The sequence below is a fragment of the Nostoc sp. CmiVER01 genome, from assembly GCF_034531135.2.
Lineage (GTDB): Bacteria > Cyanobacteriota > Cyanobacteriia > Cyanobacteriales > Nostocaceae > Nostoc.
In genome coordinates, this window is sequence record NZ_JAVRBU020000006.1 from 42,789 (window position 1) to 68,860 (window position 26,072).

Annotated in this window: 27 protein-coding genes; 12 read left to right on the forward strand and 15 right to left on the reverse strand. The window is 41.3% G+C overall.

Going from position 1 to position 26,072, the window contains the following annotated elements; genetic code table 11:
• The first annotated feature begins 126 nt into the window (after positions 1 to 126).
• The gene (locus tag RMZ43_RS10955; RefSeq protein ID WP_322646485.1) at positions 127 to 309 is read left to right on the forward strand and encodes a CsbD family protein; all 183 of its coding nucleotides are present in this window, start codon (positions 127 to 129) and stop codon (positions 307 to 309) included.
• Between the two features lie 370 nt (positions 310 to 679).
• On the opposite strand, the gene RMZ43_RS10960 is transcribed toward RMZ43_RS10955, so the two are convergent.
• Positions 680 to 1,774 carry a hybrid sensor histidine kinase/response regulator gene (locus RMZ43_RS10960; protein ID WP_322646486.1) on the reverse strand — a complete coding sequence of 365 codons (1,095 nt, stop codon included), beginning with the start codon at positions 1,772 to 1,774 and terminating at the stop codon, positions 680 to 682.
• Positions 1,775 to 2,352: 578 nt separating this feature from the next.
• Between RMZ43_RS10960 and RMZ43_RS10965 the strand changes: the two genes are divergently transcribed.
• Both RMZ43_RS10965 and RMZ43_RS10970 read left to right on the forward strand, forming a co-directional pair.
• Positions 2,353 to 3,072, forward strand: coding sequence for a response regulator transcription factor (locus RMZ43_RS10965; protein ID WP_322646487.1), 720 nt, complete (start codon positions 2,353 to 2,355; stop codon positions 3,070 to 3,072).
• A 125-nt stretch (positions 3,073 to 3,197) separates the two neighbouring features.
• Positions 3,198 to 4,886 (forward strand): NAD(P)H-quinone oxidoreductase subunit 4, encoded by a 1,689-nt coding sequence (locus tag RMZ43_RS10970; RefSeq protein WP_322656149.1) that lies wholly within the window; start codon positions 3,198 to 3,200, stop codon positions 4,884 to 4,886.
• Between the two features lie 112 nt (positions 4,887 to 4,998).
• Here RMZ43_RS10970 and RMZ43_RS10975 read toward each other — a convergent pair whose 3' ends face one another.
• Positions 4,999 to 5,238, reverse strand: coding sequence for a hypothetical protein (locus RMZ43_RS10975; protein ID WP_094342344.1), 240 nt, complete (start codon positions 5,236 to 5,238; stop codon positions 4,999 to 5,001).
• A gap of 220 nt (positions 5,239 to 5,458) precedes the next feature.
• Here RMZ43_RS10975 and thrB point away from each other — a divergent pair, with 220 nt between their 5' ends.
• The 3 genes from thrB to RMZ43_RS10990 all read left to right on the forward strand — a co-directional run bounded on the left by thrB (position 5,459) and on the right by RMZ43_RS10990 (position 8,899).
• Positions 5,459 to 6,370 carry a homoserine kinase gene (thrB, locus tag RMZ43_RS10980; RefSeq protein ID WP_322656150.1) on the forward strand — a complete coding sequence of 304 codons (912 nt, stop codon included), beginning with the start codon at positions 5,459 to 5,461 and terminating at the stop codon, positions 6,368 to 6,370.
• A gap of 42 nt (positions 6,371 to 6,412) precedes the next feature.
• The gene (locus RMZ43_RS10985) at positions 6,413 to 6,922 is read left to right on the forward strand and encodes a hypothetical protein (protein WP_322646491.1); all 510 of its coding nucleotides are present in this window, start codon (positions 6,413 to 6,415) and stop codon (positions 6,920 to 6,922) included.
• 363 nt (positions 6,923 to 7,285) lie between these two features.
• A complete protein-coding gene (locus tag RMZ43_RS10990) occupies positions 7,286 to 8,899 on the forward strand; it encodes an NAD(P)H-quinone oxidoreductase subunit 4 (protein WP_322656151.1) in 1,614 nt (537 codons plus the stop codon).
• A 113-nt stretch (positions 8,900 to 9,012) separates the two neighbouring features.
• Here RMZ43_RS10990 and RMZ43_RS10995 read toward each other — a convergent pair whose 3' ends face one another.
• From RMZ43_RS10995 to RMZ43_RS11015, 5 genes are all read right to left on the reverse strand, one after another.
• The gene (locus RMZ43_RS10995) at positions 9,013 to 9,567 is read right to left on the reverse strand and encodes an antibiotic biosynthesis monooxygenase (RefSeq protein WP_322656152.1); all 555 of its coding nucleotides are present in this window, start codon (positions 9,565 to 9,567) and stop codon (positions 9,013 to 9,015) included.
• Positions 9,568 to 9,631: 64 nt separating this feature from the next.
• A complete protein-coding gene (locus tag RMZ43_RS11000) occupies positions 9,632 to 10,570 on the reverse strand; it encodes an SMP-30/gluconolactonase/LRE family protein (RefSeq protein WP_322656153.1) in 939 nt (312 codons plus the stop codon).
• Between the two features lie 6 nt (positions 10,571 to 10,576).
• Positions 10,577 to 10,882 carry an SDR family NAD(P)-dependent oxidoreductase gene (locus tag RMZ43_RS11005; protein WP_416212474.1) on the reverse strand — a complete coding sequence of 102 codons (306 nt, stop codon included), beginning with the start codon at positions 10,880 to 10,882 and terminating at the stop codon, positions 10,577 to 10,579.
• Between the two features lie 108 nt (positions 10,883 to 10,990).
• A complete protein-coding gene (locus RMZ43_RS11010; RefSeq protein WP_322656154.1) occupies positions 10,991 to 11,488 on the reverse strand; it encodes an SDR family NAD(P)-dependent oxidoreductase in 498 nt (165 codons plus the stop codon).
• A gap of 101 nt (positions 11,489 to 11,589) precedes the next feature.
• Positions 11,590 to 12,270, reverse strand: a complete 681-nt coding sequence (locus RMZ43_RS11015) for an NADPH-dependent F420 reductase (protein WP_322656155.1) — start codon at positions 12,268 to 12,270, stop codon at positions 11,590 to 11,592.
• 73 nt (positions 12,271 to 12,343) lie between these two features.
• Between RMZ43_RS11015 and RMZ43_RS11020 the strand changes: the two genes are divergently transcribed.
• Together RMZ43_RS11020 and RMZ43_RS11025 are read left to right on the forward strand one after the other, a co-directional pair.
• A complete protein-coding gene (locus tag RMZ43_RS11020) occupies positions 12,344 to 12,946 on the forward strand; it encodes a Uma2 family endonuclease (protein WP_322656156.1) in 603 nt (200 codons plus the stop codon).
• 94 nt (positions 12,947 to 13,040) lie between these two features.
• Complete coding sequence (locus RMZ43_RS11025; protein ID WP_322656157.1) at positions 13,041 to 13,376, forward strand: XisI protein; 336 nt, start codon at positions 13,041 to 13,043, stop codon at positions 13,374 to 13,376.
• A gap of 61 nt (positions 13,377 to 13,437) precedes the next feature.
• Here RMZ43_RS11025 and RMZ43_RS11030 read toward each other — a convergent pair whose 3' ends face one another.
• The 7 genes from RMZ43_RS11030 to RMZ43_RS11060 form a co-directional block, all read right to left on the reverse strand.
• A complete protein-coding gene (locus tag RMZ43_RS11030) occupies positions 13,438 to 13,620 on the reverse strand; it encodes a hypothetical protein (RefSeq protein ID WP_322656158.1) in 183 nt (60 codons plus the stop codon).
• Positions 13,621 to 13,631: 11 nt separating this feature from the next.
• Positions 13,632 to 13,826 carry a hypothetical protein gene (locus tag RMZ43_RS11035; protein WP_322656159.1) on the reverse strand — a complete coding sequence of 65 codons (195 nt, stop codon included), beginning with the start codon at positions 13,824 to 13,826 and terminating at the stop codon, positions 13,632 to 13,634.
• Positions 13,827 to 13,975: 149 nt separating this feature from the next.
• Positions 13,976 to 15,667, reverse strand: coding sequence for an AIPR family protein (locus RMZ43_RS11040; RefSeq protein WP_322656160.1), 1,692 nt, complete (start codon positions 15,665 to 15,667; stop codon positions 13,976 to 13,978).
• A gap of 147 nt (positions 15,668 to 15,814) precedes the next feature.
• Positions 15,815 to 16,165: a DUF1257 domain-containing protein gene (locus RMZ43_RS11045; RefSeq protein ID WP_015136553.1), complete on the reverse strand. Its 351-nt coding sequence runs from the start codon at positions 16,163 to 16,165 to the stop codon at positions 15,815 to 15,817.
• Between the two features lie 140 nt (positions 16,166 to 16,305).
• A complete protein-coding gene (locus RMZ43_RS11050) occupies positions 16,306 to 17,817 on the reverse strand; it encodes an AAA family ATPase (RefSeq protein WP_322646499.1) in 1,512 nt (503 codons plus the stop codon).
• Positions 17,818 to 17,917: 100 nt separating this feature from the next.
• Positions 17,918 to 18,271, reverse strand: coding sequence for a hypothetical protein (locus tag RMZ43_RS11055; protein WP_322656161.1), 354 nt, complete (start codon positions 18,269 to 18,271; stop codon positions 17,918 to 17,920).
• A 226-nt stretch (positions 18,272 to 18,497) separates the two neighbouring features.
• Positions 18,498 to 19,307 carry an FHA domain-containing protein gene (locus RMZ43_RS11060; protein WP_322656162.1) on the reverse strand — a complete coding sequence of 270 codons (810 nt, stop codon included), beginning with the start codon at positions 19,305 to 19,307 and terminating at the stop codon, positions 18,498 to 18,500.
• A gap of 222 nt (positions 19,308 to 19,529) precedes the next feature.
• Between RMZ43_RS11060 and RMZ43_RS11065 the strand changes: the two genes are divergently transcribed.
• The 4 genes from RMZ43_RS11065 (at position 19,530) to RMZ43_RS11080 (ending at position 25,466) form a co-directional block, all read left to right on the forward strand.
• On the forward strand, positions 19,530 to 20,048 hold the full coding sequence (locus RMZ43_RS11065; protein WP_322656163.1) for a hypothetical protein: 519 nt from the start codon (positions 19,530 to 19,532) through the stop codon (positions 20,046 to 20,048).
• Between the two features lie 175 nt (positions 20,049 to 20,223).
• On the forward strand, positions 20,224 to 21,378 hold the full coding sequence (locus RMZ43_RS11070; RefSeq protein ID WP_322646796.1) for an NAD-dependent epimerase/dehydratase family protein: 1,155 nt from the start codon (positions 20,224 to 20,226) through the stop codon (positions 21,376 to 21,378).
• A gap of 231 nt (positions 21,379 to 21,609) precedes the next feature.
• Positions 21,610 to 22,755 carry a glycosyltransferase family 4 protein gene (locus RMZ43_RS11075; RefSeq protein ID WP_322656164.1) on the forward strand — a complete coding sequence of 382 codons (1,146 nt, stop codon included), beginning with the start codon at positions 21,610 to 21,612 and terminating at the stop codon, positions 22,753 to 22,755.
• A gap of 92 nt (positions 22,756 to 22,847) precedes the next feature.
• A complete protein-coding gene (locus RMZ43_RS11080; RefSeq protein ID WP_322656165.1) occupies positions 22,848 to 25,466 on the forward strand; it encodes a GAF domain-containing protein in 2,619 nt (872 codons plus the stop codon).
• Positions 25,467 to 25,574: 108 nt separating this feature from the next.
• Here RMZ43_RS11080 and RMZ43_RS11085 read toward each other — a convergent pair whose 3' ends face one another.
• Entirely contained in the window at positions 25,575 to 25,850 is a 276-nt protein-coding gene (locus tag RMZ43_RS11085) for a DUF7219 family protein (protein WP_322656166.1), read from the reverse strand.
• Positions 25,851 to 26,072 lie beyond the last annotated feature (222 nt).

Genomic DNA, 26,072 nt, shown 5'->3' on the forward strand with positions numbered 1-26,072 from the left:
CTTCATAAAAACATCGTCAGATAGAAGAATTAAAACTTGTCTAAAAGTAATCTATAAACATTGCAGCGCTTTTCAAGCGAGCAATAAACAACTAGTCAACAATTGACATACTTAGGAAGAAAGAATATGAGTATCGAAGATAGAGCAAAAGCTTTTGCTAAAAATGTCGAAGGTAAAGTCCAAGAGGTGGTTGGTGAAGTAACCGGCGATCCTAAAGATAAGGCTGAAGGCAAAGCTAAACAAGCTGAAGCTCAAGTCCGCCATAGTGCTGAGAATATCAAAGATGAAGTTAAAAAGACTTTAGACTAAACTTTATTTAGGAAGAAGGTGTAAGTAAAATAATTATTTACTAAGCCTTCTTTCTTTTTCCAATCTATGTTTTGCCTTGGGTTTCAGGCTTTTGCCAATACCGTCCTGATATTGTTCCAAAAATTGCTTGGTAAAAATATTTATTTTTGTCTGCTTCCTCCCATATCTTAGTTTTCTATTTTAGTGTTTACGGATTTTGTCTGTGAACACTATTTTTGCTTGCAAAAAACCTATTTGTTATCTAAGGGCACATAAATGTGCATTGCATTAATTAACTTCAAAAAAGAATATTAAAACACAGATGGCGCTAAATTTAGTTTAACAAGGGAGAAATTTAGCCCAGATTGCGTTTTCTGAGAAATTCCTACTTTTAGTTTTCGTCTGCTACAGGTAAACGGATAGTGAATGTACTACCCTTGCCTGGTTCAGATGTCACATCGATTGTGCCTTGATGTGCTTCAATAATGCAGCGAGATAAATACAGTCCTAAACCGCTACCAGAACGTTGGTGTTTTCCTTGGCGAAACCGCTCGAATAATATTGCTTGGTCTTGTTTAGAAATTCCCGGGCCCGTATCTTGGATATCAATAGTCACAGCTACTGGAGTAGGATAGCAGCGAATATCTACAAAACCTTTGTCTGTAAATTTAATGGCATTGCCAATAATATTTGTTAAAACTCGCCGCAGTTCAACGCGATCGCCCATGACGGTGCTTGCGGTTTTATCTAGATCAATATTTACAGTTAATCCTTTTTCTTCAGCTAAAGGAGTTAATTCTTGCGAAACTTCACCAACTAATTCCTGAATATTGTAGGGAGAAATTTTTAAGGTTTTACAACCCGCTTCATGACGATAAACTTCTAGTAAGGTATTTACCATTTCCAGCAAGTCTTGATTACTGCCAATCATGGTATTAATTATTTCTTGCAATTGTGGCGAAACATTACAAAACCTGCCTTCCAGCAACAATTTTAATACGCGGTTAGAGGCTACTAGTGGGATGCGTAAGTCGTGAGTAAAACGGGAGACAAAATCTGCCCGCAGGTTAGCCATCTGATCTCGTTCGTCGATACTATGCTTAAGGCGCAGGAGCGATCGCACTCGTGCATGTAATTCATCAGGATCGAATGGTTTACGAATAAAGTCATCTGCACCAGCATCAAGTCCTTCCACAACACTAGATGCATAGTGAGCCGTGAGCAGCAAAATGGGGATAAATGGCAACGCCGGATTCTGCCGGATGCGTCGAGTAAATTCATAGCCATCTATCTCTGGCATCATCACATCTAAGAGAATTAAGTCTGGCGGCGACTCCTCAACCATAGCCAGAGCAATTTTGCTATCTTCGACTAAGCTAATTTCATAGCCCTCATCTTCTAGGACAGCTTCTAAGACCAGTAAATTGTCAAAAATATCATCGACAACGAGAATTTTATCTTTTTTGACAGTTTTAGTTAAAGACATGGCTAAATAAAAAAGAAGTGCTTGGCTATCCCTCGCAAATCTAGTAATAGCTTACTTCACCAGCACTAAGATTATTAAGGATTCATCTTTTCGTTTAAAGTTTCCTAAATTAAAATCTAACCTTTTTAAGTGATTACACTGAGGGTTTATTTAATAAATGTATTAGCATACTATTGTCTAAACAAATATCTAGCCGTCTGATTATCCAAGCAATATCTGTGTCTGAATTTTAAAGTAAGGTAGGTTAGCCTCTTTTATTTGAAGCATCGTAGCCACTCCAAGGACAATTATTTAATAGTTATCCACTCTTACTTGCTGCCAGATTTTCAATGAGAAATTGTTACCATGAAATATCTATCCTGAGATTAATGTATAAAAATGTTTTTTAATTAATTTAGTATTGTCATACCGAAACTCTTGCTTTAGAAAAACTTACGAGATAAGGTTATTTATGTCTAATGGTAGATGAAGTTAAGGGAACAATACCAACTACATTGCTTTTTGTATAAGATCCCAGATAGAAGAACGAGATTATTTTAATCTGTACTTGAGATAGATAACAGTAAAGTTAAGTAACTATGAGTGAAATCAATATCCTCGTGATTGAAGATCACAACCTGACGAGAATTGGCTTACGGGCTGCCTTACAAACCCAGTCAGAGTTTAACATTGTTGGTGAAGCAGCCAATGCAGCCGAAGGCATCAAGCTTCTGAAAAGTCTTAAGCCGGATGTTGCTACTATTGACATCGGTTTGCCTGACATGGATGGTATTGAGCTAACACGCACATTTAGGCAATATCAAGCAGAGAATGAAGATTATACTACAAAACTGCTAATTTTAACCATGCAGAACAGCGAACAGGCAGTTTTAGCAGCATTTGCAGCAGGTGCAGATTCTTATTGCATGAAGGATATCGAAACTGAAAGACTAGTTGAGGCTGTGCGAACGACCCATGCAGGTAGCTCATGGATCGATCCAGCGATCGCAGACCTTGTACTACAACAAATACGTCAAGATTTCCCAGATGGTAGCAGAGGTGCATCTGGAAAAAGAGTCTTGATTGAAGGTATTGACCCAGATGTTGAGAAAAGTATAGTCACCTATCCTTTAACTCATAGGGAGATGGATGTTTTAGAGTTAATTGTCGCCGGGTGTGACAATGCAGAAATTGCTAAAAGGCTCTATTTGACAGTCGGTACTGTAAAAACTCATGTTCGAGGTATTCTCAATAAACTCTGTGTTGCTGACCGGACACAGGCTGCCGTCCGTGCTTTGCGGGCTGGATTAGTACCGTAAATACACGTATTAATACTTATTTTTCGGTCAAAAAGATCACCTGTACAAAGATTTATGAAGAAATTGTTACACAGTTTAGTAAAATGACATAATTGACGAACAAATAAGTATTTTTCCTCATATACATGATAGCGGATCAATTTCCTTGGCTTACCGCGATTGTTTTGCTGCCACTAGTTGCTTCCCTGCTTATTCCTGTGCTACCTGATAAAGATGGCAAGCGCGTGCGGTGGTATGCACTGGGTGTAGGTATCGTAGATTTTGCATTGATGTGCTACGCCTTTTGGAAGCATTACGATGCTAGCAATGCTAGTTTTCAGATGGTGGAAAGTTATGCGTGGATGCCTCAGTTGGGTCTTAACTGGGCGGTATCAGTCGATGGACTTTCAGCGCCACTTGTGCTTCTAGCGGGATTTGTCACCACACTCTCGATTTTTTCAGCCTGGCAAGTTAATCATCGTCCGCGCCTCTTCTATTTTTTGATGTTGGTGCTGTATTCGGCACAGGTAGGAGTGTTCGTTGCCAAAGACTTGCTGCTATTTTTCATTATGTGGGAAGTAGAGTTAATTCCCGTTTACCTACTAGTCTGCATTTGGGGTGGGCAAAGGCGACGCTATGCGGCTACCAAATTTTTGTTGTATACCGCAGCAGCTTCTATATTTATTTTAGTGGCAGCCTTGGCAATGGGGCTATACGGCGGCGGTGATATGACATTTGATATAACCGCCCTGGCTAATAAGGAATATCCTCTTGGATTACAACTGCTACTTTATGCAGGGTTATTGGTTGCATTTGGTGTAAAACTTGCTGTTTTCCCAATGCATACCTGGTTGCCTGATGCTCACGGCGAAGCATCATCTCCTGTATCGATGATATTAGCTGGTGTGTTGCTGAAGATGGGCGGATACGGACTGATTCGCCTGAATCTTGAGTTGCTTCCCGATGCACACATTTACTTTGCGCCGGTTCTAGCCATTCTTGGTGTTGTCAACATTATCTATGGTGCATTGAACTCCTTTGCTCAGACGAATATGAAGCGGCGTTTGGCTTATTCATCGATTTCTCACATGGGGTTTGTGCTGCTTGGGATTGCCTCCTTCACTGATTTGGGAATCAACGGCGCGATGTTGCAGATGATTTCGCATGGTTTGATTGCATCGGTGCTGTTCTTTTTAGCAGGTGTTACTTACGATCGCACCCACACAATGGTAATGAAAGATATGGGTGGTATTGGTCAAGCTATGCCCAAAGTCTTTGCCCTATTTACAATCGGAGCAATGGCATCTCTAGCACTTCCCGGTATGAGTGGCTTTGCTGGCGAACTCTCGGTATTTGTTGGGATGACAAGCAGTGATGTTTACAGTTCAACTTTCTGCACCGTCACAGTTTTTCTCGCCGCAGTTGGAGTTATCCTCACACCGATCTATCTACTTTCCATGCTGCGAGAGGTATTTTATGGTAAAGATGCAGCACTGCTATGCAACATTAATAATGCAAGCTTAGAAAACCAAGAAGATGAGGGAACAGTTTGTTTTGGTACAGACTGCGTAGTACCAGAAGAAGCAGTCTACGACGATGCTAGGCCGCGTGAGGTGTTTATCGCTGCCTGTTTTCTGTTGATGATTATTGGTATTGGTTTCTATCCCAAAATGGCGATGCAGATGTACGATGTGAAGACTGTTGCAATCAATGCTAATCTTCGCCAGTCTTATGCCATAGTCTCGCAAACAAATCCCCAGATTTATGCAAAGGGTTTCTTGGTTCCGCAAATTTCCGAGGTTGAGCTAGCGCCCGTTTTGGGAACTTTGAAGTAAGGTTTTTGACTAATAGACTTGTTGAAAGCAGCCAAAGCTAAGTATATTTCTGAGCAATAATAGAGCATTGATAGCCGCTCACTATGGGTAGGCTATCAATTCCAAATCATTCTCAGGATGCCCAAGATGTTTTTTCTGGAAAAGCTCCTTTTTTCCAATTTTGCCAAACCTTTACTGCTGCTCGTTGGAAAAATGCTTGCGAGTTTTGCTCTGGGGTTTCTTGAAGTTCCTTAATTTCTCCACTTAATTTATCTATCCATAAAGAGCCGAGACGATCTTCATGTGGGCCAAAGCGGTAAGTAACGCCGGTCTCATCCTCCTTTTCTTTTAGAATCAATACGTAAAAAGCCATAACAGATTAATGTGGTCTTTAAAAGTTAGATACTTTAGTTTTAACTCATTTGAGTTATGCTCATTGTTACTGAGGGACTCCACAAACGACCAGCCCGTTCGGTAGCGTCATGAGATGTACGGTAGTTAGTATGGAAAAACTACAACAGATAATTAGCATCACTAATAAACAAATCAACCCCTTACATGGGATGCTGGTTGATGATTAGTGAGTTTTGCCAATGTCTGTTGTTTCTGCTATCACTGTTATTGTTCCCGCCACAACTGCGAATTTGGGGCCTGGTTTTGATTGCATAGGTGCAGCATTAAAGCTGTACAACGAGTTCAAGTTCACTCGCCAAGAAGGTGGGCTAAGTATTCATGTCACTGGTACAGAAGCTGAACGAGTCCAAAGTGATGAAAGCAATCTCCTTTACCAAGCCTTTGTCAAGTTCTATCAATATATAGAGCAAACGCCGCCAACTGTAAAAATAGAGATTAAGTTAGGTGTACCGTTGGCGAGAGGTTTGGGTAGTTCGGCAACAGCAATTGTTGGTGGGTTGGTTGCTGCGAATCAACTTGAGGGTGCAACTCTGTCTCAGTCGCAGGTGATGGAATTAGCGATCGCAATGGAGGGACATCCTGATAATGTAGTTCCAGCTTTGTTGGGAGGATGTCGTCTGGCTGCTACAAGTGGCGCAGCTTGGGAAATTTGTGATGTTCCTTGGCATCAAGATATTGTACCAGTTATAGCTATTCCTAATTTTGAACTTTCCACTTCAGAGGCGCGGGGCGTTCTTCCAACTGAAGTGAGTCGCGCCGATGCGATTTTTAATACAGCACATTTGGGGTTATTGTTACGCGGTTTGGAAACTGGTAACGGACAATGGTTAAAGACAGCTTTACAAGATAGATTGCATCAGCCCTATCGTAAAGCTTTGATTCCTGGTTATGATGCTCTCAACATCGCAGCCGTTAGTGCTGGTGCTTATGGTATGGTGATTAGTGGTGCGGGGCCGACACTGTTATCTTTGACAGATAAATTACACTCAGAGGCTGTGGAGGCGGCGATGTTAGCTGCTTGGCAAGAAGAAGGAATTACAGCCGAGGTGCGATCGCTTTCTCTCGATACCCAAGGCGCAAAAAGCTTTTAAAAAATCCGATGACTATTTTACTCAGCACTTAAAACTCGATTTATGGAGCAAATTCAGGCTGAAATGGCGGCGCTTAAATCTCAAATTCAGATTCTCCTAGAAGAACGCGCTGCACTCACTGTTAATAATGTAATCTCTGCTGAAAATGATTCACCCCAGGCAATGGTGGAAGCGTATCGCCGTCAAGCCAGGGAAAATGCCCAATTATCAGTTGAACTCCAAGGCATAGATGCAGCGATCGCAGCCTTGGAAGCCCAAATCAAACAAAAACAAGGTAAGCTAGTGCGATCGCAAGTTGCATCAAAAGAACTTATCCAACAGCAAGAGTTAGAAGAAGCCAAAGAAGTGGCTCAGTTTCATGCTCAACGCATTAATCAACTAGCAAGTGAATTGGCGACAGAAGTCCGTCTCCTTAAACGTTGTGCTAATGAACTAAGTCCAATGTATTGGCGGATTTATTACAAGCCCTTCATTACTGGGTTCAAGACAATCTCCGTTCCTTATGTCCGCTCTGATGGGGAAGTGTGGACAATTGTCAACCGGATTGTTTAATGGTCAGCCCCAAGTACTTTTGACCTTACTTATAGGGAAGGGGCTGGGGGTTTAGTCTATGACTCAACTTAGAAGCGTAGACTAAATAGCCCTGACAATTGGGCTAGAAAATATGACGATATTGTAACGGTGGCTTTAGCTGCCGTTTTTTATTGACGTTGCAAAAGTTTACATTTACAATGGAAGCGTCAAAATACGATAAGTATTTATTCTTATTTATCCTGATAATTTGACATTTGATGAGTATATATTCCTATCTATGCCAAAAATTTAATATTCTACATTTAAAGAATATTTACAAAAGTATAGATTCCTTAATATAATGAAAACCAAAGAGATAAGGCAAATTGATTGTCAGAAGTGATGAATGCTATTGAATTTCCCTGGCTAACAGCCATAATCCTCTTACCCTTGGTGGCTGCCTTAGCCATCCCCTTAATCCCAGACAAAGAAGGTAGAACTGTGCGGTGGTATGGTCTGGGAGTTGCGATCGCCGACTTTGCACTGATGATTTATGCCTTTTGGTACAAGTACGACTTCCAAAGTTCAACACTACAACTTGTAGAAAACTATCCTTGGATACCGCAGTTAGGTTTGCATTGGGCTGTGGGGGTTGATGGTTTATCGATGCCCTTGCTGCTTCTAACAGGCTTAATAAATACCCTCGCAATATTCGCGGCTTGGAAAGTTACCACCAAGCCGCGATTATTTTATGGTTTAATGTTAACGATGTACAGCGCCCAGCTTGGCGTATTTGTCGCCCAAGATTTGCTGCTGTTCTTCCTAATGTGGGAAATCGAGTTAGTGCCAGTTTACCTGCTGATTTCTATCTGGGGAGGACAAAACCGCCGTTATGCAGCTACCAAATTCATTCTTTACACCGCCGCCGCATCAATATTTATCTTGATTGCCGGTTTTGCACTTGTCTTCTCTGGAGATACCGTCACCTTCGACATGGCAATTCTGGGAATGAAAGAATACCCCAAAACCTTGGAATTGTTGGTTTATGCAGGTTTCTTAATAGCTTTTGGTGTAAAGTTACCGATTTTTCCCTTACACACTTGGCTACCTGATGCCCACGGTGAAGCATCAGCACCCGGTTCAATGATTTTGGCTGGTGTGTTGTTAAAAATGGGTGGTTATGCTCTGATCCGCTTCAATGTGGAAATGTTGCCCAATGCCCATGTTACTTTTGCCCCAGTGTTAGCAATTTTGGGTGTAGTGAACATTGTCTACGGTGCTTGCTGTGCCTTTGCTCAAACCAATCTCAAACGCCGCTTGGCTTACTCTTCAATTGCCCACATGGGGTTTGTGTTGATTGGGATTGCCTCTTACACAGAACTAGGTATCAGTGGTGCAGTGCTACAGATGGTCTCCCACGGCTTGATTGCTGCTAGCTTGTTCTTCCTGTCTGGCGTGACTTACGATCGCACCCACACCTTGATGATGGATAAAATGGGTGGTATGGCTAAGGTAATGCCCAAAACCTTCGCTCTGTTTACCATAGGTTCAATGGCTTCTCTCGCCTTACCCGGAATGAGTGGTTTTGTGGGTGAGTTGATGGTATTTCTCGGTATTGCCACCAGTGATGTTTACAGTTCCAGCTTCAAAATCGTAGTCGTGCTGCTGTCAGCAGTTGGCGTGATTTTGACACCAATTTATTTACTATCGATGTTGCGTCAAGTGTTTTACGGTGAGCAAAGTCAAGAGTTGCACTTGGATGCTGTAATATCTGATGTCAAACCCCGCGAAATATTTATTACTGCTTGTTTGTTACTGCCAATCATCGGTATCGGTTTCTATCCCAAGTTAGCAACGCAGACTTATGATGTAAAAGCAATGGAATTAGCCGCCCATGCTCGTGAAGTTCTACCAGTCGTTGCTCATCAGCAACCATCAAGTCTGTACTCGCGGATTTTCTCTGCACCAACATTAGCTACTTCTCAAGTTGAAAGTTCGATTAATATTTCTGAGTAAATTAACTTCCCATTAAGGGGACTGCAAGTAAATTCTAAATATTAAAGGAATAAAGGGGTGGTTATGAAACCACCCCTAAACTTTTTATATTATTTATTGAAAGGATAATTTTCTTATTTAGTATATAACCACCAACGAAACAAACGGCTGACTCTGGGCATGACAACGTAGGTCAACAGTACAACCATAAGAATGGTAACGATCAGCGAAATAATCAAATGTGGTAAACCGCGAAGTAGAGGTACTAGAAATGTACTCAAAAGATTAATCAATATAAATACAGCAGCCCAAGTCAACAAGGCTGTTTTATAGCGCGGTGGGGTTTTTAGTGGTTGGCCGGGAATAGAAAACCAAGCTTCTAATCCACAGATTTGTTGAACATAAGGGTCAGATTCAACCAAAGATTGGGCTTGATTGAGCCAATATTCGCGATCGCGCGATGTCATCCACACTTTCAAATTTTCATAATTGTCAAACCGAAAAATGATTACATATTCATTTCGCACGCCAAGCTGGGGACGAATCACATTTGTTCCCAAATGCCCTAGATAGGTTCTGGCAACACTGGTAATATCTTTTAACCAAACTTCATAAGCCTTTTCGCATCCTGGTTTGACAAGTTGTGTAATGACCACGGTTACAAATTGCTCGTCCTGTTCCCTCTCCATTAGTTATGTCACCATCAAGTTAATAGTTGTAAGTTTTTACAACCGTAGCATGGTTGAGTCATTCTCAAATTAAGGAATACCCAGTTTTTCCAACTTCAAGCCGAACAACATTAGCAGGAACGACACCAGTAGGTGGAGGTAAAAACATTCCACCATTAGTTACAACGTAAATCGCAGTGCGTAGGCGTAGCCCGTCGTAGACATCGCCATCATGTTGACCAAAAGCCACGGCTGTGCTACCAATTACACCTGACTCGGCTTGAGCAATGATAGTAGTAGTGCGATCGGGCGCAATTCGTACCACACTGTTGTAAATGTGCGTTGCTCCATAAAGGTTTCCTTCCACATCAAAGGCAAAGTCATCAATATTGGTCTGCTCAACAAAAATTTCCGGCTCACCTGGTTTATTAGTGCTATCAATGGGAATCCGCAACAGCAACATTTTTTCCGTATTTGAAACGTAGAGGAAATCACCAAAACGCTTCAAGCCATTAGCAGCCGGAAACACGCTCTCCGAATTACTACGAGCCAGCATTGGATGTTCTAGCCAAATTGATCCACTGGGTTGAGCAATATCAATTAGCCAGATTGCACCACGATAGGAATCTGCTGTTAAATACTGAGTGTCGGAAAGTGGAGTGATGCCATTGAGAAATATTGCATCTGGCAGTGTTAGCAATGTTTCCACCGTGCCATCACTTTGAACTAGAGAAACCACGGGTATAGAATTAGCATTCCAGCCTGTTGCCACCAGATTGCCGTTGGTAGTGAAAGCAAGACCACTTACTTTGCCTTCAACAGTGGCATGAATTTGCTGATTGCCATCTGGGGTAATGCGAACAATCTTGCCAACCTCATGATTGGTTACAAAGATTGTGCCATCTGGTGCGATCGCTAGATTTTCCAAAAAAGTATTAACTGGGAACGAGGCAATAACTTTAGCAGGTGCTAATTCAATCGGCTTATCTGCGTAAATAAGCGGTAAACCTGTGGAATTTCCCATATTAACCTACCATTGTAATTGAATAGGGCTACCAAACTTTCGCATCTCTGCAAACAAAAGTCCTTGCGCTCCCCCATCGGGAAGTGTTGCTAAATATACAGCAGTTTCGGCTCCTTCTTCTGCCGTAAATGGGGCATTATCTCCCCCCATATCTGTCTTCATCCAACCTGGAGAATAGGCATTTACAAGAATATTAGTACCTTGGAGTTCCTTAGCAAGAAGCACAGTTAGTCCATTTACTCCCACCTTCGAGAGTCGATAGGATGGCGCTAAAGGGTAATAGTCAGTGGGAATTGATGTTAGAGATGCCATTTCCGTTGAGATATTGACAATGCTGACTTTTCACGGCATGTGGAAAAGCTTATTTTAGCGGTTTCCTAAACTCTGATTTTTCCGTTAGCTATTTTCATTAATTCAGAGCTATTGATAATTAGGCTGTGGAAAAAGCCACGCTTTTTCAAGGCTTGAGGACTTCCCGTGAAAAGTCAGATTGACAATGCGACCGTAATTTTGCAGCTTCATCAACGGAATTAATGCTTGAGAAATTCTGAGTACCGCTAGAACATTGGTTTCAAAGGTAGATCGCATCGTTTCCAGTTGCACAGTTAGTAAGCTGGACTCCTCCGGCTTAGTTGTGGGATTTACGCCTGCATTATTGACCAGAATATCTACTTTGCCGTAAGTTTCACGCAGCCACTCGGTAAAGTCTTGCACACTTCCATCATTTGTGACATCCAGGGTGTGATAGTCAACATCAAACCCTTCATTGGTAAGCTGCCCTTTAGCAGCAAGACCATCTGTTTCATTACGACTCGTCAGAATTACGCGGTTGCCAATTTTGGATAATTGACGGGAAATAGCATATCCTAGACCTCGATTGCTGCCTGTTACCACAGCAATCCTTTTTTCAGTCGTCATTTTTATGACCTTGAAACTGCTTGTGATTTTACTGTACTGAGATGCGGTGAATTAAGCAAGTTGATTGCAATGATATCTTCAATCAATGAGATTACTTACGTTTAATTCAAACTCGAAGCTTGTCGTCCACCTAAGCGTTGTCCTGATGCTGTAGGTAAGACATTGACAGAGATAGTTGCATAAACGCCCTGTTTTTGACCAATCATGATCAGGCGAATAAAATCTCCCAAGCCTTCTACCAATCGAGCATTACGTAAAATACCAGAATCTACTGCTAAAAATCCTATTTCTTCAGCAAGCCCCATCACTATTTTTCTGGCTTGCTCATCATCTCCTGCAACAAAAACAGAAACTCCATAATCCTTTAGTGGTTCGGGTGCTAATTCAAAGACTTCCTGCGCCATCGTATTAAAAGCTTTTACCACCCGCGCTTGAGGTACATCTTTAGCAAGCTTTTCGGCTAGAGATTCTACTATTGGTGGATAAGCAAATCCTTCCGGAATATCCTGATTATTGCAATCAATCATAATTTTACTGTCGAGAACTTCAGGATGAGAAAGCAACTCTTTTGGCATAATGTTGCGTGCTGTCCACAAAATTACATCAGCAAACGCCGCCGCCTCATCGTTTGTACCACCTTGCGTTCCGCGTTCTGCCAACTCTGCCGTTGCTTTTCCTTTTTCGGCATCACGAGAGCCAAAAAATACTTCATGCCCCTGCTCTGCCCAGAGAATACCTAGAGAGCGCCCCATGTTTCCACTGCCAATAATTCCAATCTTCATGAGTTAACCCTCATTCCACCGTAGATTGTGAAAAGATTATAGTTAAAGCAGGTGAAGTAGCCACAAAGCAATTATGACCACCAACTTACCTGTAGCCACAGAAATTATACCAATGGTTTTGCAATTGCAACCTGCGATCGCACTAACCGAAGACCAGTTTTACGAATTTTGTCAGCTAAACCGCGACTTTCGCATCGAACGCAATGCTGTAGGAGAATTAGTGATTATGCCCCCTACTGGTTCCGAAACTGATGAACGCAATTTTAATTTAGTTGGACAGTTGTGGGTGTGGACAAAGCAAGATGGTACAGGTGTAGGGTTTGGTTCCAGTGGTAGTTTTACTTTGCCTAATGGTGCGGTGCGATCGCCAGATGCAGCATGGATAAAACGCGATCGCTGGGAGGCGATACCAATGGAACTGCGAAAAAAATTTGCACCGATTTGTCCTGAGTTTGTGATTGAATTGCGTTCTGAAAGCGATAATTTGCGAATTTTGCAAGACAAGATGCAAGAATGTATTGATAATGGCACGCAACTTGGTTGGTTAATTGATAGAAAACAACGCCGAGTTTTTATTTATCGTCCTAATATTGCGGTTGAGGTATTAGATAATCCTAAGACACCAAGAGGTGAACCGTTGTTACCTGGTTTGGTTTTGGATTTCAGCCAGGTTTAGTAGGGAGTAAGCTAGTTTTACTGCCAGGCTTATTAATCCAACGTTACCAAGTTCGGCTGATTGTTTTCGATCCAGAAGAGGAGGCGATCGTAAAATGGCAAAAGTAGAACAGTACCGTCAAATTATTCAAGTACTGCTGTTAGCTTATAGCGAAATCAAAGCCAGTAACGAAGAAGTAGAAGCAGAAGTTATTTTTGATAAAGAACGCGATCGCTACCAAGTTGTTCATGCAGGGTGGTCAAATAAGCGCCGCGTATATGGCTGTGTTTTGCATTTAGATATTAAAAACGAAAAAATTTGGATTCAACACGATGGTACAGAAGGAGGTATTGCCAATGAACTTATTAGTCAAGGTATACCCGAAAAAGACATCGTTTTGGCTTTTCATTCCCCCTTTAAACGGCAATTTACCGAGTTCGCTGTTGGTTAAACCACCTGATGATTTGCCTGTATGCGTATCTGCGCCCGGACTTGTTCAGGAATCTGGCTCACTAGCTTAAGGGTTCAATCAACCCACGTTTGACAGCTTCGCTTAACGCAGTGGCTTTTCTTAAAAGTCCTTCTTGATACACCTGCATCAGGGTTTGTAACTCTGAGCGATCGCCTTCATTAAGAGTACCTGATTGTTGGCGATCGAGCATTTCGCTTAACCGGGTATCCTGTTCTGGTTCCATTTGCAGTTCTGTCAGCACCAGGATTTGTTTATCAGAAAGGACAAAGACAGGCTCAAGATCGCTAATGTCCCCACTGACAGGCGGGGAATTGAAAGTTGAATGGTATCTACTAAAATGCTGGCGACATCACAATTTGCCAATCGTGCGAAGCGTTCTGCACGTTGGTAAATATCGTCTGGTAGGGTAATAATGATTTGGGTACTCATAGCTCTTGCAAATACTTCTCTCTATTCTCACTTGCAGATGGATAAAACGCGATCACTGGGAAGCGATATCAGAGGAACTGCGAAAAAAGTTTATATACTAAGAAGTATTTGCAATAGGATCTAATTAAATCGGTGGAACTCAGATTGTTTCAAATATTGGCTGGAAAAATTTCTAAAACTTTCTCTTTTAATACTCTATGTTTATCTAAATTTCTAAATACTTGGTAAATTATTTTACCTGGATATTCAGCATAAACTGCTTCTAGGGTTTTTTCAATAACTTTATCTATAATTAACGGTAATTCATCTTTAAAGTATTCCTCAAAGTTAGCCTGAGATAAAAATAAATTTTTTTCACCTATATATTGATATACCATATGAAGAATGAATCGATTTCCAAAAATACAAGTTGCTCTGAAATCCTCGTTTATTGAACTCTTTTCTGAAAGTTCATTATCTACCAGCCGACTTATTTTAATCATTTTCCAAATTTTATCTACTGAAATACTTGAATTAAAAATATCTGTATAAGGAGGTTTATTAACGTCATCCCATAACTTACCAATTTTATCTTTAGCGATATGTGCGTAACGTATGTCTTTTAAACCGCAGGCTAGTGCTATAGTAGCTTCATCTAAAGTACAGTTTTTATCGTCCGAGGCGTACTCGTGTTCATCTCTTTTATAATGATAATGAATTCCTTCATATGCAAATTCTTTTTGTAAATTAATATGTAAAGTATCTAATGAAATAAAATCGCGATTTTCAACTTTATTTTGAGTATTTGTAGATTTAGTAACCTTTAAAGCAAAGTCTGGAGGACAGTTTTCTAACGAAATTAACTTTATAAAAACTTTTGCCTTCTTAACTTCTTCTGAATTTGTTTGATAAGCGGTTCCCATAGTTCCTACTGTTTGAGCGCCATTAATAATAGATATTCCTTCACAATAAAAATCTCCGACAGATTTATCAGAATAACCGCCCTTAACAGTCTTTTGAATTTTACTACATAAAACAGTAACTCCATTGTTTAAATATAAAAATGTTTCTGGAGAATGTAAAAGAGTATCTTGAATACCATCATTTACATCTGTTAAACCAACAAAACTTCGGATATTTTTAGAAAATAAATTTTCCCTGTTTTCAATCCACAATTCTGCTAATTGTTCAGCATCAATTTGTCCATACCATGTTTTGTATGGTTCTTCATTCAAACCCCAATTTGTTAATCTTAGTTCATGGTTAATAAACTTATTAAGACTTTTTGATAAAGCACCGTGAGCTTCTACTAAAGAAAATATTTCTAAGAAAAATAGTTCCCCTGCTTGATTCTCTTGAGCTATAAATTCTGATAATAAATCCCAATTATTCTGTCCTAGTTTTGAACCAGTATAAGCAAGACATATTTTTATTTTTACATCATAATTATTGAGATTTTTTTCTATTTCTATTTGCTTGTCTTTAACCTTCTGATTAAATTTAGCAAATTTAAACTCAATAATATTTTTTACTCCTCGTATAAACTTCTCCACTTCACCTGTCTTAGGTTCTCCATTCCCTGACTCAATCCATTTGGATTGAACCAACCAAAGAGTATTTTTGTGTTCTTCATAATAAATTGCATCAATTCCATTATCGTTGAAACCATCAACAATTGCTTGTGCAGCTTCTTCTTCAGAAGCAGAGGCAAGACTTACTAAGCTGTAAGCAGCATAACTTCTTGATAAACAAGCTTTTTTTCTTTCCTCTTCATTTTTTTTAATGTAATCTGACATATCAATTAAGCTTATTAATTTTTCATTAAGTTTATTTTTAATATGTGTTAGTTGAAGTTGCGCCATTTTGCTATCCTTGAATCTTAGAGCTAAGAATTTAAAATTTAGATAAAAATCGGGACTGAGAAATAAATCTCAGTCCCGATAAAAAAGCGGGCTAACCGCTATTTATATGGTTAACCCGTGCAGCTTTGGGAACGCGCAGAGAAATTGTTATTGCAATACCAACTTCACATTGGCGTTTTGCAGACCGCGCTGTTTTACTTCAGCCAAAGTTTTGTTAACGGCATACTTTTGGTTGATGGAGTTGATCAACTCGGTTTGGTTGTGCTTCTTAGCAACGCCCCACAGGTCAGCGATTAGGTCAAAAGAACCATCGCTATTGCGAGACCAGCCGAGGTCATATTCGCCTTCCAATACGGCAACGATGTCAGAACGTACACGCTGACCATTGTAACCACGGACATCAGCTTCAGTCTTTACGCTGATACCAAGGTCGCGCAAGGAAGCCTTGAGGATTTCGGCATCGGTGATTTTGGTACGCAGGGTGCTAAAGTGAGACATTTGGGTTTCCTCCAATGAGAAGATTGAGAAAAACGACAACGGTTTGTTTTGGGCGAAGCCGCGTTAGCAGGATGCGGCTTTTTTTTAAACTGCTAGCATTGGGAGCTAGCCTTTCCCCCTGGGATGGCAGAGGAAAGCTTTTAAAACTCCATTCGCTGATATTCAGCTACGGAGGACGCTGCGGGGCGTGCGCGCTGTCTGGCCCAATCTCTCAGAGCCGTTACTTGTTCTTGCATCGTTCGAGACAGCGGCAATGTTGCCTTCAGTGCAGCAATAATATCTAGTTGGGTGAACTCCCGATCTTGGGCAAAAGCTTCATACATTGCCGCAACGATCGCTTGCTCAACTTCTGCCCCAGAAAAGCCATCAGACATCTTAGCTAGTTGCTCAAGATCGAATCGAGAGATGTCTTCACGGCGCTTAGTTAGGTGGATATTGAAAATATCTTGCCGTTCTTCTGGTGTTGGCAGATCCACAAAGAAAATTTCATCAAAGCGTCCTTTCCTCAGAAACTCGCCAGGTAAGCGTTCTACTCTATTGGCGGTTGCCATCACGAACACTGGTGATTTCTTATCTTGCATCCATGTAAGGAAGGAGCCGAAGATTCTACTTGAAGTCCCCCCATCGGAATCGGAGGAACCTCCACTACCAGCAAAGGATTTATCCAATTCATCGATAAACAAAATCGCTGGGGAAATAGATTCTGCTGTTTTCAGGGCGTTTCGCAAGTTTGCTTCACTTCGTCCCACCATTGAGCCGTCGTAGACTCGCCCCATATCCAACCGCAACAGTGGTAAACCCCACAGCCTGGAAGTAGTTTTGGCAATTAATGACTTACCACAACCTGGAACTCCGAGAATTAACATCCCTTTTGGTTGAGGCAAACCATATTCTCTCGCTCTTTCTGTAAAAGCGTTAGAACGTTGCTTGAGCCATCTTTTTAACTCTTCTAAGCCACCTACAGCATCAATGGTTTCATCTTCTTCAATGTATTCTAAGATTCCATTGCGCCGAATTAGTTGCTTTTTCTCAGATAAAACTATGTCTACTTCATCTTCCGTCAAACGCCCTGTAGTTACCTGCGCCTTTCGGTAGACTTTCTCAGCTTCATCTTTAGTTAGACCTAAAGCTGCTCTAAGAAGCTTTTCTCTGGCTTCTGTTGTCAAGCGCCGACCACGATTTTGATCTACGTGCTGACTTAGTACTTTATTCAATTCTGCCATATCTGGCAGTGTAAAATCTATAACAACAACTTCTTTTTCTAACTCTATAGGTACTTGTTGCATCGGTGACATCAAAATGATGTTTTTATGCGTACCTTTAAAGCTAGCGATCGCATCACGTAACGATCTGTTTGTTGCAGGCGCATCAATAAAAGGATGTAAATCTTTAAGAATAAATATACTAGGTTCTTTCTGGCGAATTATCCACTCAATCGCCGCCTCTGGAGACACCGTATTATGTTGAGTGACATTCCGAGGTTGACCATACTCCACAATGCCGTGTGTTACTGTCCAAACAAATACTCGACGTTGAGGCTTTAACGACTGGGCGATTGTGGAAACTGCTTGCTCGGCCCGCTCTTCCTCGGAGGTCACAAGGTAGATTAAAGGGTATTGAGCTTGAATTAGGATATTGAGCTCTTCTTTCATACATCGACCTACTTGAGACCTTATAGAGACAGTAGAGACATTGCTTCTGGTAAAGACAACCGAAATTATGAATTATTTACTATTCATGATTCCTATTTATCTAGCAAGGAACTAACTCTTCCTCACCCTTGGGATTGGTTTCATCTTCTTCCATTTCATCAATGGAAAGATGTGATTGACCAACTACTCCTGGTTGATTGCCTAAAGCAACCAGTTCCCCATCACGTAATACTAATGAGCTATCACAAGTTGGGCATGAATAAACTCTATGAGTCCGCCCATAAGAAGAATCTTCTACCTCGTCAACCAATTCTGAATTAGATAGGTAAAAAACGAGGGCGCGTTCTGCAAGCTCTGACATTGGTTCGGAATCGACTGCTGAACGAATCTTCAATTTTTTGTGCAACTCTGGCGATAAATACAAAGTAACCTTTTGCTTAGTTTGCGTTTGCATATAACTCTTTAACGGTCTTACCCGGGTATGTATATCAAGTTATCGGTTCTTCTATTGGTTGTCAAGACAGTAAAACGTTTTGACGCCAATATTGTTACATTTGTTTACACTTGAGGTTGAGATGCTGTTTATTGAGTGATAAATAGCTGATTACAAACCTCTGAGAATTAATCAGGACTTAGGCATTCAAAACCTAAAGGCTGAATGGAAATTAGCGATCGCTAATTTAATGATTGCCTGAATTGGTTGATTTTTTAACTATTTGGAGCGTAAGCGGATTAAAGTTGAACACCTTTCCGGTTGCAAACAACTGATATCCACAAGAGATGCCAGCAAATGACACCAGCAAAGAGAAAAGGGACACAGAACCCATTACAACACCACTAGCGATGAATAGAGCAATTCCTATGCCAATCAGCACCCATCCTAGTTTCCGATTATCGCGCCCAGTCCAATTTAGAGCTACTACACCTCCCATACACAGCAAAATACCAGGTGTGCTGCGTAAGTAGATGCTCACATAAATACTTGTACTTAAAAATGTAACGCCTGCGAGGATTAGTCCTAAGCCAATGAGCTTACTGGCAAGGATTACTTGTTCCTCTTCTTTACCGATGGTAGGCGCTGAAATTTTTGTAGGTGCGGAGTTTGGCAAAGGATTTGTTGTGGCAGATGCAGAGTGCTGCTGCACCCTAAACATGAAAGTTATTTTGTCTCCCTGCCCAAGGGAAATTCTATCTCCTGGATGCAGTGGGAAAAAAACTTGAGGTTGAAGTTTCGCACCATTAATGTATGTGCCATTAGAACTGCCCAAATCGGTGATATGGTATTCATCCCCATTTATCCAAATTTGCGCGTGGATGCGAGATGCCACATCTGAATCTGGTAAGCCAGAAATATCAATATCTGGTGATTTTTGCTCGTTTGGCTTACCGATGGAAATTACAGAAAGATTTGCTGGAAATTGCAAAGATGTGTTGGTTTGGAAGTGAAAAAGCTCCAAAGTTAGCTCGGCTGTCTGAGATGCACTGTACATAAATTGTGTGATAAAGCACTCTTTATAAGTTTCTCTACTGAGAATTCAAAAGAGAATGGTAAATATCCTGAATATTATTGAATTTTTAACCAGCGCTCTTTTGGTGCAGTTTCTTCAGCAGTTTACGGATTTGATAATAGCTAGTAAATTGGCGAAGGTATTGATCTGAGTTTCTGGCACTTCTTATAAAATCAGTGACTTTGCCAAAATTGTGTAATGTAAATGGCTACTGCTAATAAAATCTGTAGTTTGGGGCGAAGAATTTATCGGTTTGTCGCCAGCCTTAGCGGAGTTATTGCCCTGTTAATAATTTTGTGGGGTTGTACTGCAAATGATTTTAACGCTGGAGCGATCGCTTGGAAAACTTATAAAAACTCTCGTTATGGCTTTGAATTTCCATATCCGAGTAACTGGAATTCTTTAACAGCGCCAGCAAATGATGATGGAATTGCGTTTATTTCACCCCAGGATAACTCAGTGGAAATTCGGGGGTGGGCAAGTCAGCAGTTACCAAATGATCGAGAGTCGGTGAAAAAGATAAAATCCAACTTTCAGACAGCCCAAGGAGTCTCTGGGGTGCTGATTGTAGAAGTTTCTCAACAAATAGGTTCGATGACACTGACACTAACTCAGAGTCAAGTGAAATACTGTTTACAGGGACAAAGCAAAAGCCAAGATTTTCAAAATTATTATCGTTTATTTTATTACATTGCCCAGCAGTATAGCATTCCGAAGTCCTGAGTGAGGAGTAGAGACGCGATTAATCGCGTCTGTACAAAAGTTAGAATAATTCCGTTGATTTTCCACCATTTTTCCCTGTTCTTTGCTCCCAAAATCCACATCTCTCTCAGAATGATGATTGAGAGGGGACAGAAACCTGATAGATTTAGCTATCAGCGAGTAAAAACTGGTGAAGATGAAAGTCCTGGTTATTGGTGGTGATGGATATTGCGGTTGGGCAACTGCTCTTTACCTTTCCAATCGAGGTTATGAAGTTGGAATTTTAGATAGTTTGGTGCGGCGGCATTGGGATAATGAACTTGGTGTCGAAACTCTCACTCCGATCGCACTAATTCAACAACGTCTCCAGCGCTGGCAAGATTTGACAGGTAAATCTATCGATTTGTTCATCGGCGATATTACAAATTACGAATTTCTCCATAAAACATTACAGCAATTTCAGCCAAATGCTCTGGTGCATTTTGGTGAACAGCGTTCGGCCCCATTTTCCATGATTGACCGAGAACATGCAGTTGTTACCCAGGTCAATAATGTAGTTGGTACGTTGAACTTGTTGTACGCCATGCGGGAAGATTTCCCCGACTGTCATTTGGTGAAGTTGGGGACGATGGGCGAATATGGTACACCCAACATCGACATCGAAGAAGGGTATATCACCATTGAACACAATGGACGCAAGGATACCCTACCTTATCCCAAGCAGCCCGGTTCTATGTACCATTTAAGCAAAGTTCATGATAGTCATAACATCCACTTTGCTTGCCGGATTTGGGGATTGCGGGCAACTGATTTAAATCAGGGTGTAGTTTATGGCGTCTTAACCGAAGAAACGGGGATGGACGAATTATTGATTAATCGGCTGGATTACGATGGTGTGTTTGGTACTGCACTAAACCGCTTTTGTATTCAAGCAGCTATTGGACATCCGTTAACTGTCTACGGTAAAGGTGGACAAACTCGCGGATTTTTGGATATTCGGGATACAGTCAGATGTGTAGAATTAGCGATCGCTAACCCTGCCGAGGCTGGTGAATTCCGCGTATTTAACCAATTTACCGAACAATTCAGCGTCGGCGACTTGGCAGTGATGGTGAAAAAAGCTGGTAACGCTATGGGATTGAATGTAGAAATCAATCACCTAGATAATCCCAGAGTTGAGAAAGAAGAACATTACTTCAACGCTAAAAACACTAAATTGCTCGATTTAGGTTTACAGCCTCACTTGCTTTCTGATTCTTTACTCGATTCTCTGTTAAACTTTGCCATCAAGTATCAGACGCGAGTTGATCACAAACAAATTCTGCCCAAAGTCTCTTGGCACAGAAATTAGGATAAATCCCAGTAAATCGTGGGTTTAACAGTGGTCGTCATGTCTTAGCACAATATGACGACCAATTAGTTATTATTTATCAGGCGTATCGTCCAGCTATTACTAAATTTGCGTTTACCACAGTTATTTTGACTGTGCAGAATTGATTACAGCACGCGAGACAGTTTACTCTGGTTTAATAGCAAAATGCACTCTAAGCTGAGATTATCTGCCTGGACTGAATAGTTTTATATGAGAATTGCCCTATTCACCGAAACCTTTTTACCCAAGGTTGACGGCATTGTAACGCGTCTGCGCCATACTGTTGACCATCTACAGCGCAGTGGTAATCAAGTGCTGGTAATTGCCCCTGATGGAGGCATCACAGAACACAAAGGCGCTAAAGTTTACGGCGTTACTGGCTTTCCTCTGCCATTGTATCCAGAATTGAAAATGGCACTTCCCCGCCCAGCCATTGGGTACGCTTTGGAAGAGTTTAAGCCAGATATTATTCATGTTGTGAATCCAGCAGTTTTAGGTTTGTCTGGGATATTTTATAGCAAAATCCTCAAAATACCCTTAGTAGCGTCTTATCACACGCATTTACCCCAATATCTCCAACATTACGGCTTAGGGATGCTGGAGGGTTTTCTTTGGGAACTGCTCAAAGGCGCTCATAATCAAGCAGCTTTAAATCTGTGTACTTCCACAGCAATGGTGGAGGAACTGACGGCACATGGTATTGAACGTGTAGATTTATGGCAGCGTGGGGTGGATACGGAACTATTTCATCCCGATTTAGCTAGTGTAGAGATGCGATCGCGCCTATCACAAAATCATCCAGAAAGTCCATTGCTACTTTATGTGGGGCGGCTTTCTGCTGAAAAAGAAATTGAGCGCATCAAACCAATTTTAGAAGCAATTCCCGAAGCGCGGTTAGCATTGGTTGGGGATGGCCCGCACCGTGAAGCATTGCAAAAACACTTTGCTGGCACAAACACTTATTTTGTTGGGTATCTCATGGGGCAAGAATTAGGTTCTGCCTTTGCGAGTGCTGATGCCTTTATCTTTCCTTCTCGTACAGAAACACTAGGTTTAGTATTACTAGAAGCGATGGCTGCCGGCTGTCCCGTGGTAGCAGCCCGTTCCGGAGGGATTCCTGATATTGTCACAGATGGGGTAAATGGATATCTATTTGAGCCAGCAGCAGATGTTCAAGGAGCCATCGCTGCTACTGTTCGCCTGTTAGAACAAAAACAACAACGAGATATCATCCGTCAAAATGCTCGCCAGGAAGCAGAAAGTTGGGGTTGGCCATCTGCTACCAGACAGCTATTAGATTACTATCAAAAGGTATTATTTTCTGAAAAGTTGGCAAAATCAGGGAGTAGGGAGTAGGGGGACAGAGGAGGCAGGGGGAGCAGAAGAAGAAGAACTATTATTGACTTTTGACTTTTGACTTTTGACTTTTGAATTCGGAGCAAAGCGACGTGACACTCCCCAACTCTGGCAGCGTCTTGGCTACATTAACTGAACTGACTCAAGTTAATCGTACTCACGCCCTATTGCGTCGTGTCAAAGACTTATCTGTTAATGAATTTGTTTGCTTACTCGACTTCATAACTGCTGAGTTCCAGCAATTTCTGAGAGCTATTGAACTGATCAATAATGAAGCTCTAGAAACTATGTTGGAGAAGGTACTAGAAGCTATCACACTCAAAATTGGTCAAATCCTGCAAGCAGAACACACAGCTATTTTTTTAGTTGACTATGACAAAGGTCAACTGTGGTCAAAAGTTCCTCAAGATAATACCCAAAAATTCTTAGAAATTCGGACTCCCATCACGGTGGGTATCCCCGGTCATGTTGCCAGTACAGGTGAATATCTAAATATATCTGAAACTTCTACTCATCCCTTATTTAGCCCAGAACTTGAAAAACAAATGGGCTACAAAATTCATAATATTTTATGTATGCCTGTTATCAGTAGCAAAAACCAGACTGTAGCAGTAGTGCAACTGGCTAATAAAACCGGGAATATTCCGTTTAATCATGATGATGAAGAACGGTTTCGAGACTTCGCCGCTTCTATTGGTATTATTCTGGAAAGCTGCCAATCTTTTTATGTAGCCGCTCGTAATCAAAGAGGCGCAACGGCTTTGTTACGGGCAACTCAGACACTGGGGCAAAGTTTGGATTTAGAAGCGACTTTGCAGATAGTCATGGAGCAAGCTCGAATTTTAATGCAAGCAGACCGCAGCACACTGTTTTTATATCGTAAAGAGTTGAGCGAACTCTGGACGAAAGTTGCAGCAGCAGATGGCACAAACTTGATAGAAATCCGCATTCCCGCTAACCGTGGCATTGCTGGTTATGTGGCCTCTACTGGGGAAGCCTTAAATATTTCCGATGCTTATAAAGATCCTCGCTTTGACCCGACTACAGATAGAAAAACTGGCTATGTAACTCGCAATATCCTATGTTTGCCAGTATTTAATTCGGCAAATGAATTAATTGGAGTTACACAATTAATTAATAAGCAACAAAGCAGTTTTACTGCTTCTGATGAAGAATTTATGCGGGCTTTTAACATTCAGGCAGGAGTTGCCTTAGAAAATGCTCGCCTATTTGAAAATGTGCTGTTAGAAAAACAGTATCAAAAAGATATTTTACAAAGTTTATCAGATGCAGTGATTTCTACCGATATGGCAGGACGCATCGTTACGATAAATGATGCAGCGCTAGAGTTGCTAGGCTGTCCTATAAAAGATGCTAATAGTAAGAACAACAAACTTTCATGGGAACAAAGTTTGATTGGTCGCCTAGTTTGGGAAGTTGTACCAATTGAAAATCTCCAGATGCGACTAGAAGATAGTTTAAAAACTGGAGCTAAACATTATGTGCCAGAGCAAAGTTTGATAGTGGGAATTTTTCAAGTTAATAGTGAAGAGCGTTGCCCTGAGCCTGCCGAAGGGTTAGAAGTTAAAAGTGAGACTCAAGAATCAAAATTTAGGACTCAGGATTCAATTTTAGCAGTCCGCGATCGCACTAACCCCGATGTGTTTATTCCCTGGAATCTACCCCTGACTTCCCAATCTGAGTTTCTCACTGCTGATGAAGTACAAAAATTAGAACGCAGCACAAATCTCACTGTTAATCCCTTAACTAACCCCGAAGGCGGTGTCCGGGGTGGTTTGGTAGTGTTGGAAGACATCAGCCAGGAAAAACGGATGAAAACTACTATGTCCCGCTACCTAACACCCCATGTAGCCGAACAAGTTATGGCTTTGGGAGAAGATGCTTTAATGGTGGGTGAGCGCAAGGAAGTAACTATCTTGTTTTCTGATATCCGAGGCTACACCACACTTACAGAAAATCTTGGTGCAGCTGAAGTGGTATTGCTGCTCAATCAGTATTTTGAAACAATGGTAGAGGCGGTTTTCAATCATGAAGGCACTCTCGATAAATTTATTGGTGATGCCTTAATGGCGGTATTTGGTGCGCCGTTACCACTTACAGAAAATCATGCTTGGAGGGCTGTGCAGTCAGCATTAGATATGCGACAACGGTTAGAGGAATTTAACCAGCGACGAATTATCCAGGCGCAGCCACAAATCCATATTGGCATTGGGATTAGTTCTGGGGATGTGGTTTCGGGTAATATTGGTTCCCGTAAACGGATGGATTATACCGTAATTGGAGATGGCGTAAATTTGAGTTCGCGTTTAGAAGCGGTAACTAAGGATTATGGTTGTGATATAATTTTAAGCGAATTTACTTATCAGCTTTGCAGCGATCGCATTTGGGTACGCCAGTTAGATAAAATTCGAGTTAAAGGGAAACACCAGGCGGTTAATATCTACGAGTTAATTGGCGATCGCACCATCCCTCTAGACGCCAACACTCAAGAGTTTTTATTCCAATATCATACTGGACGCTCGGCTTATTTATCGCGTAACTTCTCACAAGCGATCGCCTGTTTTGAAGCCGCCAAATTCATCCAACCCCAAGACCAAGCTGTTGATATCCACCTAGAACGTGCGCGTACTTACCAACAAACGCCACCCCCAGAATCCTGGGATGGTATTTGGACAATGCTTACTAAATAGTCATTGGGCATTGGGCATTGGGCATCGGGCATTGGGCATGGGAAAGAGGACTTGGGGACAAAGGGAAAGACTTGTTGGAAGTTCTAAACTTTTGTCCCCTTGTCCCCTTCAATCTTCAGCCTCCCCCTGGTCATTCTGAAACGGATCTTCGCCAATTCTTAGCTCTTTTTTTGAGCGTTTCAACTGTTTCCATAGATCCTTTATTTGTTCGTAAGCTTGACCTGGAGGCAGTTTTCCATTTGTTTCTAAGTTGCAAATGTAGCTTACTCGTTGGGCAAATTCTTGTAGATTTGCATTAAAAACCAAGTTTTCTGGCTTTACCTGGCCATAGTAGCGGCCGCGAGGGTAAAGAAAATCATCTTTGTTCACTATTTTGTTCTCCAATTTATTTAACTCCCCTTGTGTTTGAATCTCTAAAGCTTAATCATTAGCTACCGCCATCTTTACTGTCGTTAGACTGTGGTAAATCGAACCATCGAACTCCTTTTCCAATTAACGATGCGGAAATTGGTTGATTTAGATTTTGAGACTAGAAAACAAAGCTTGAAATACTTTTACAGTAAAAGTTACAAAAAAATTTTCTACTAAAGTGACTAAAGAGAATAT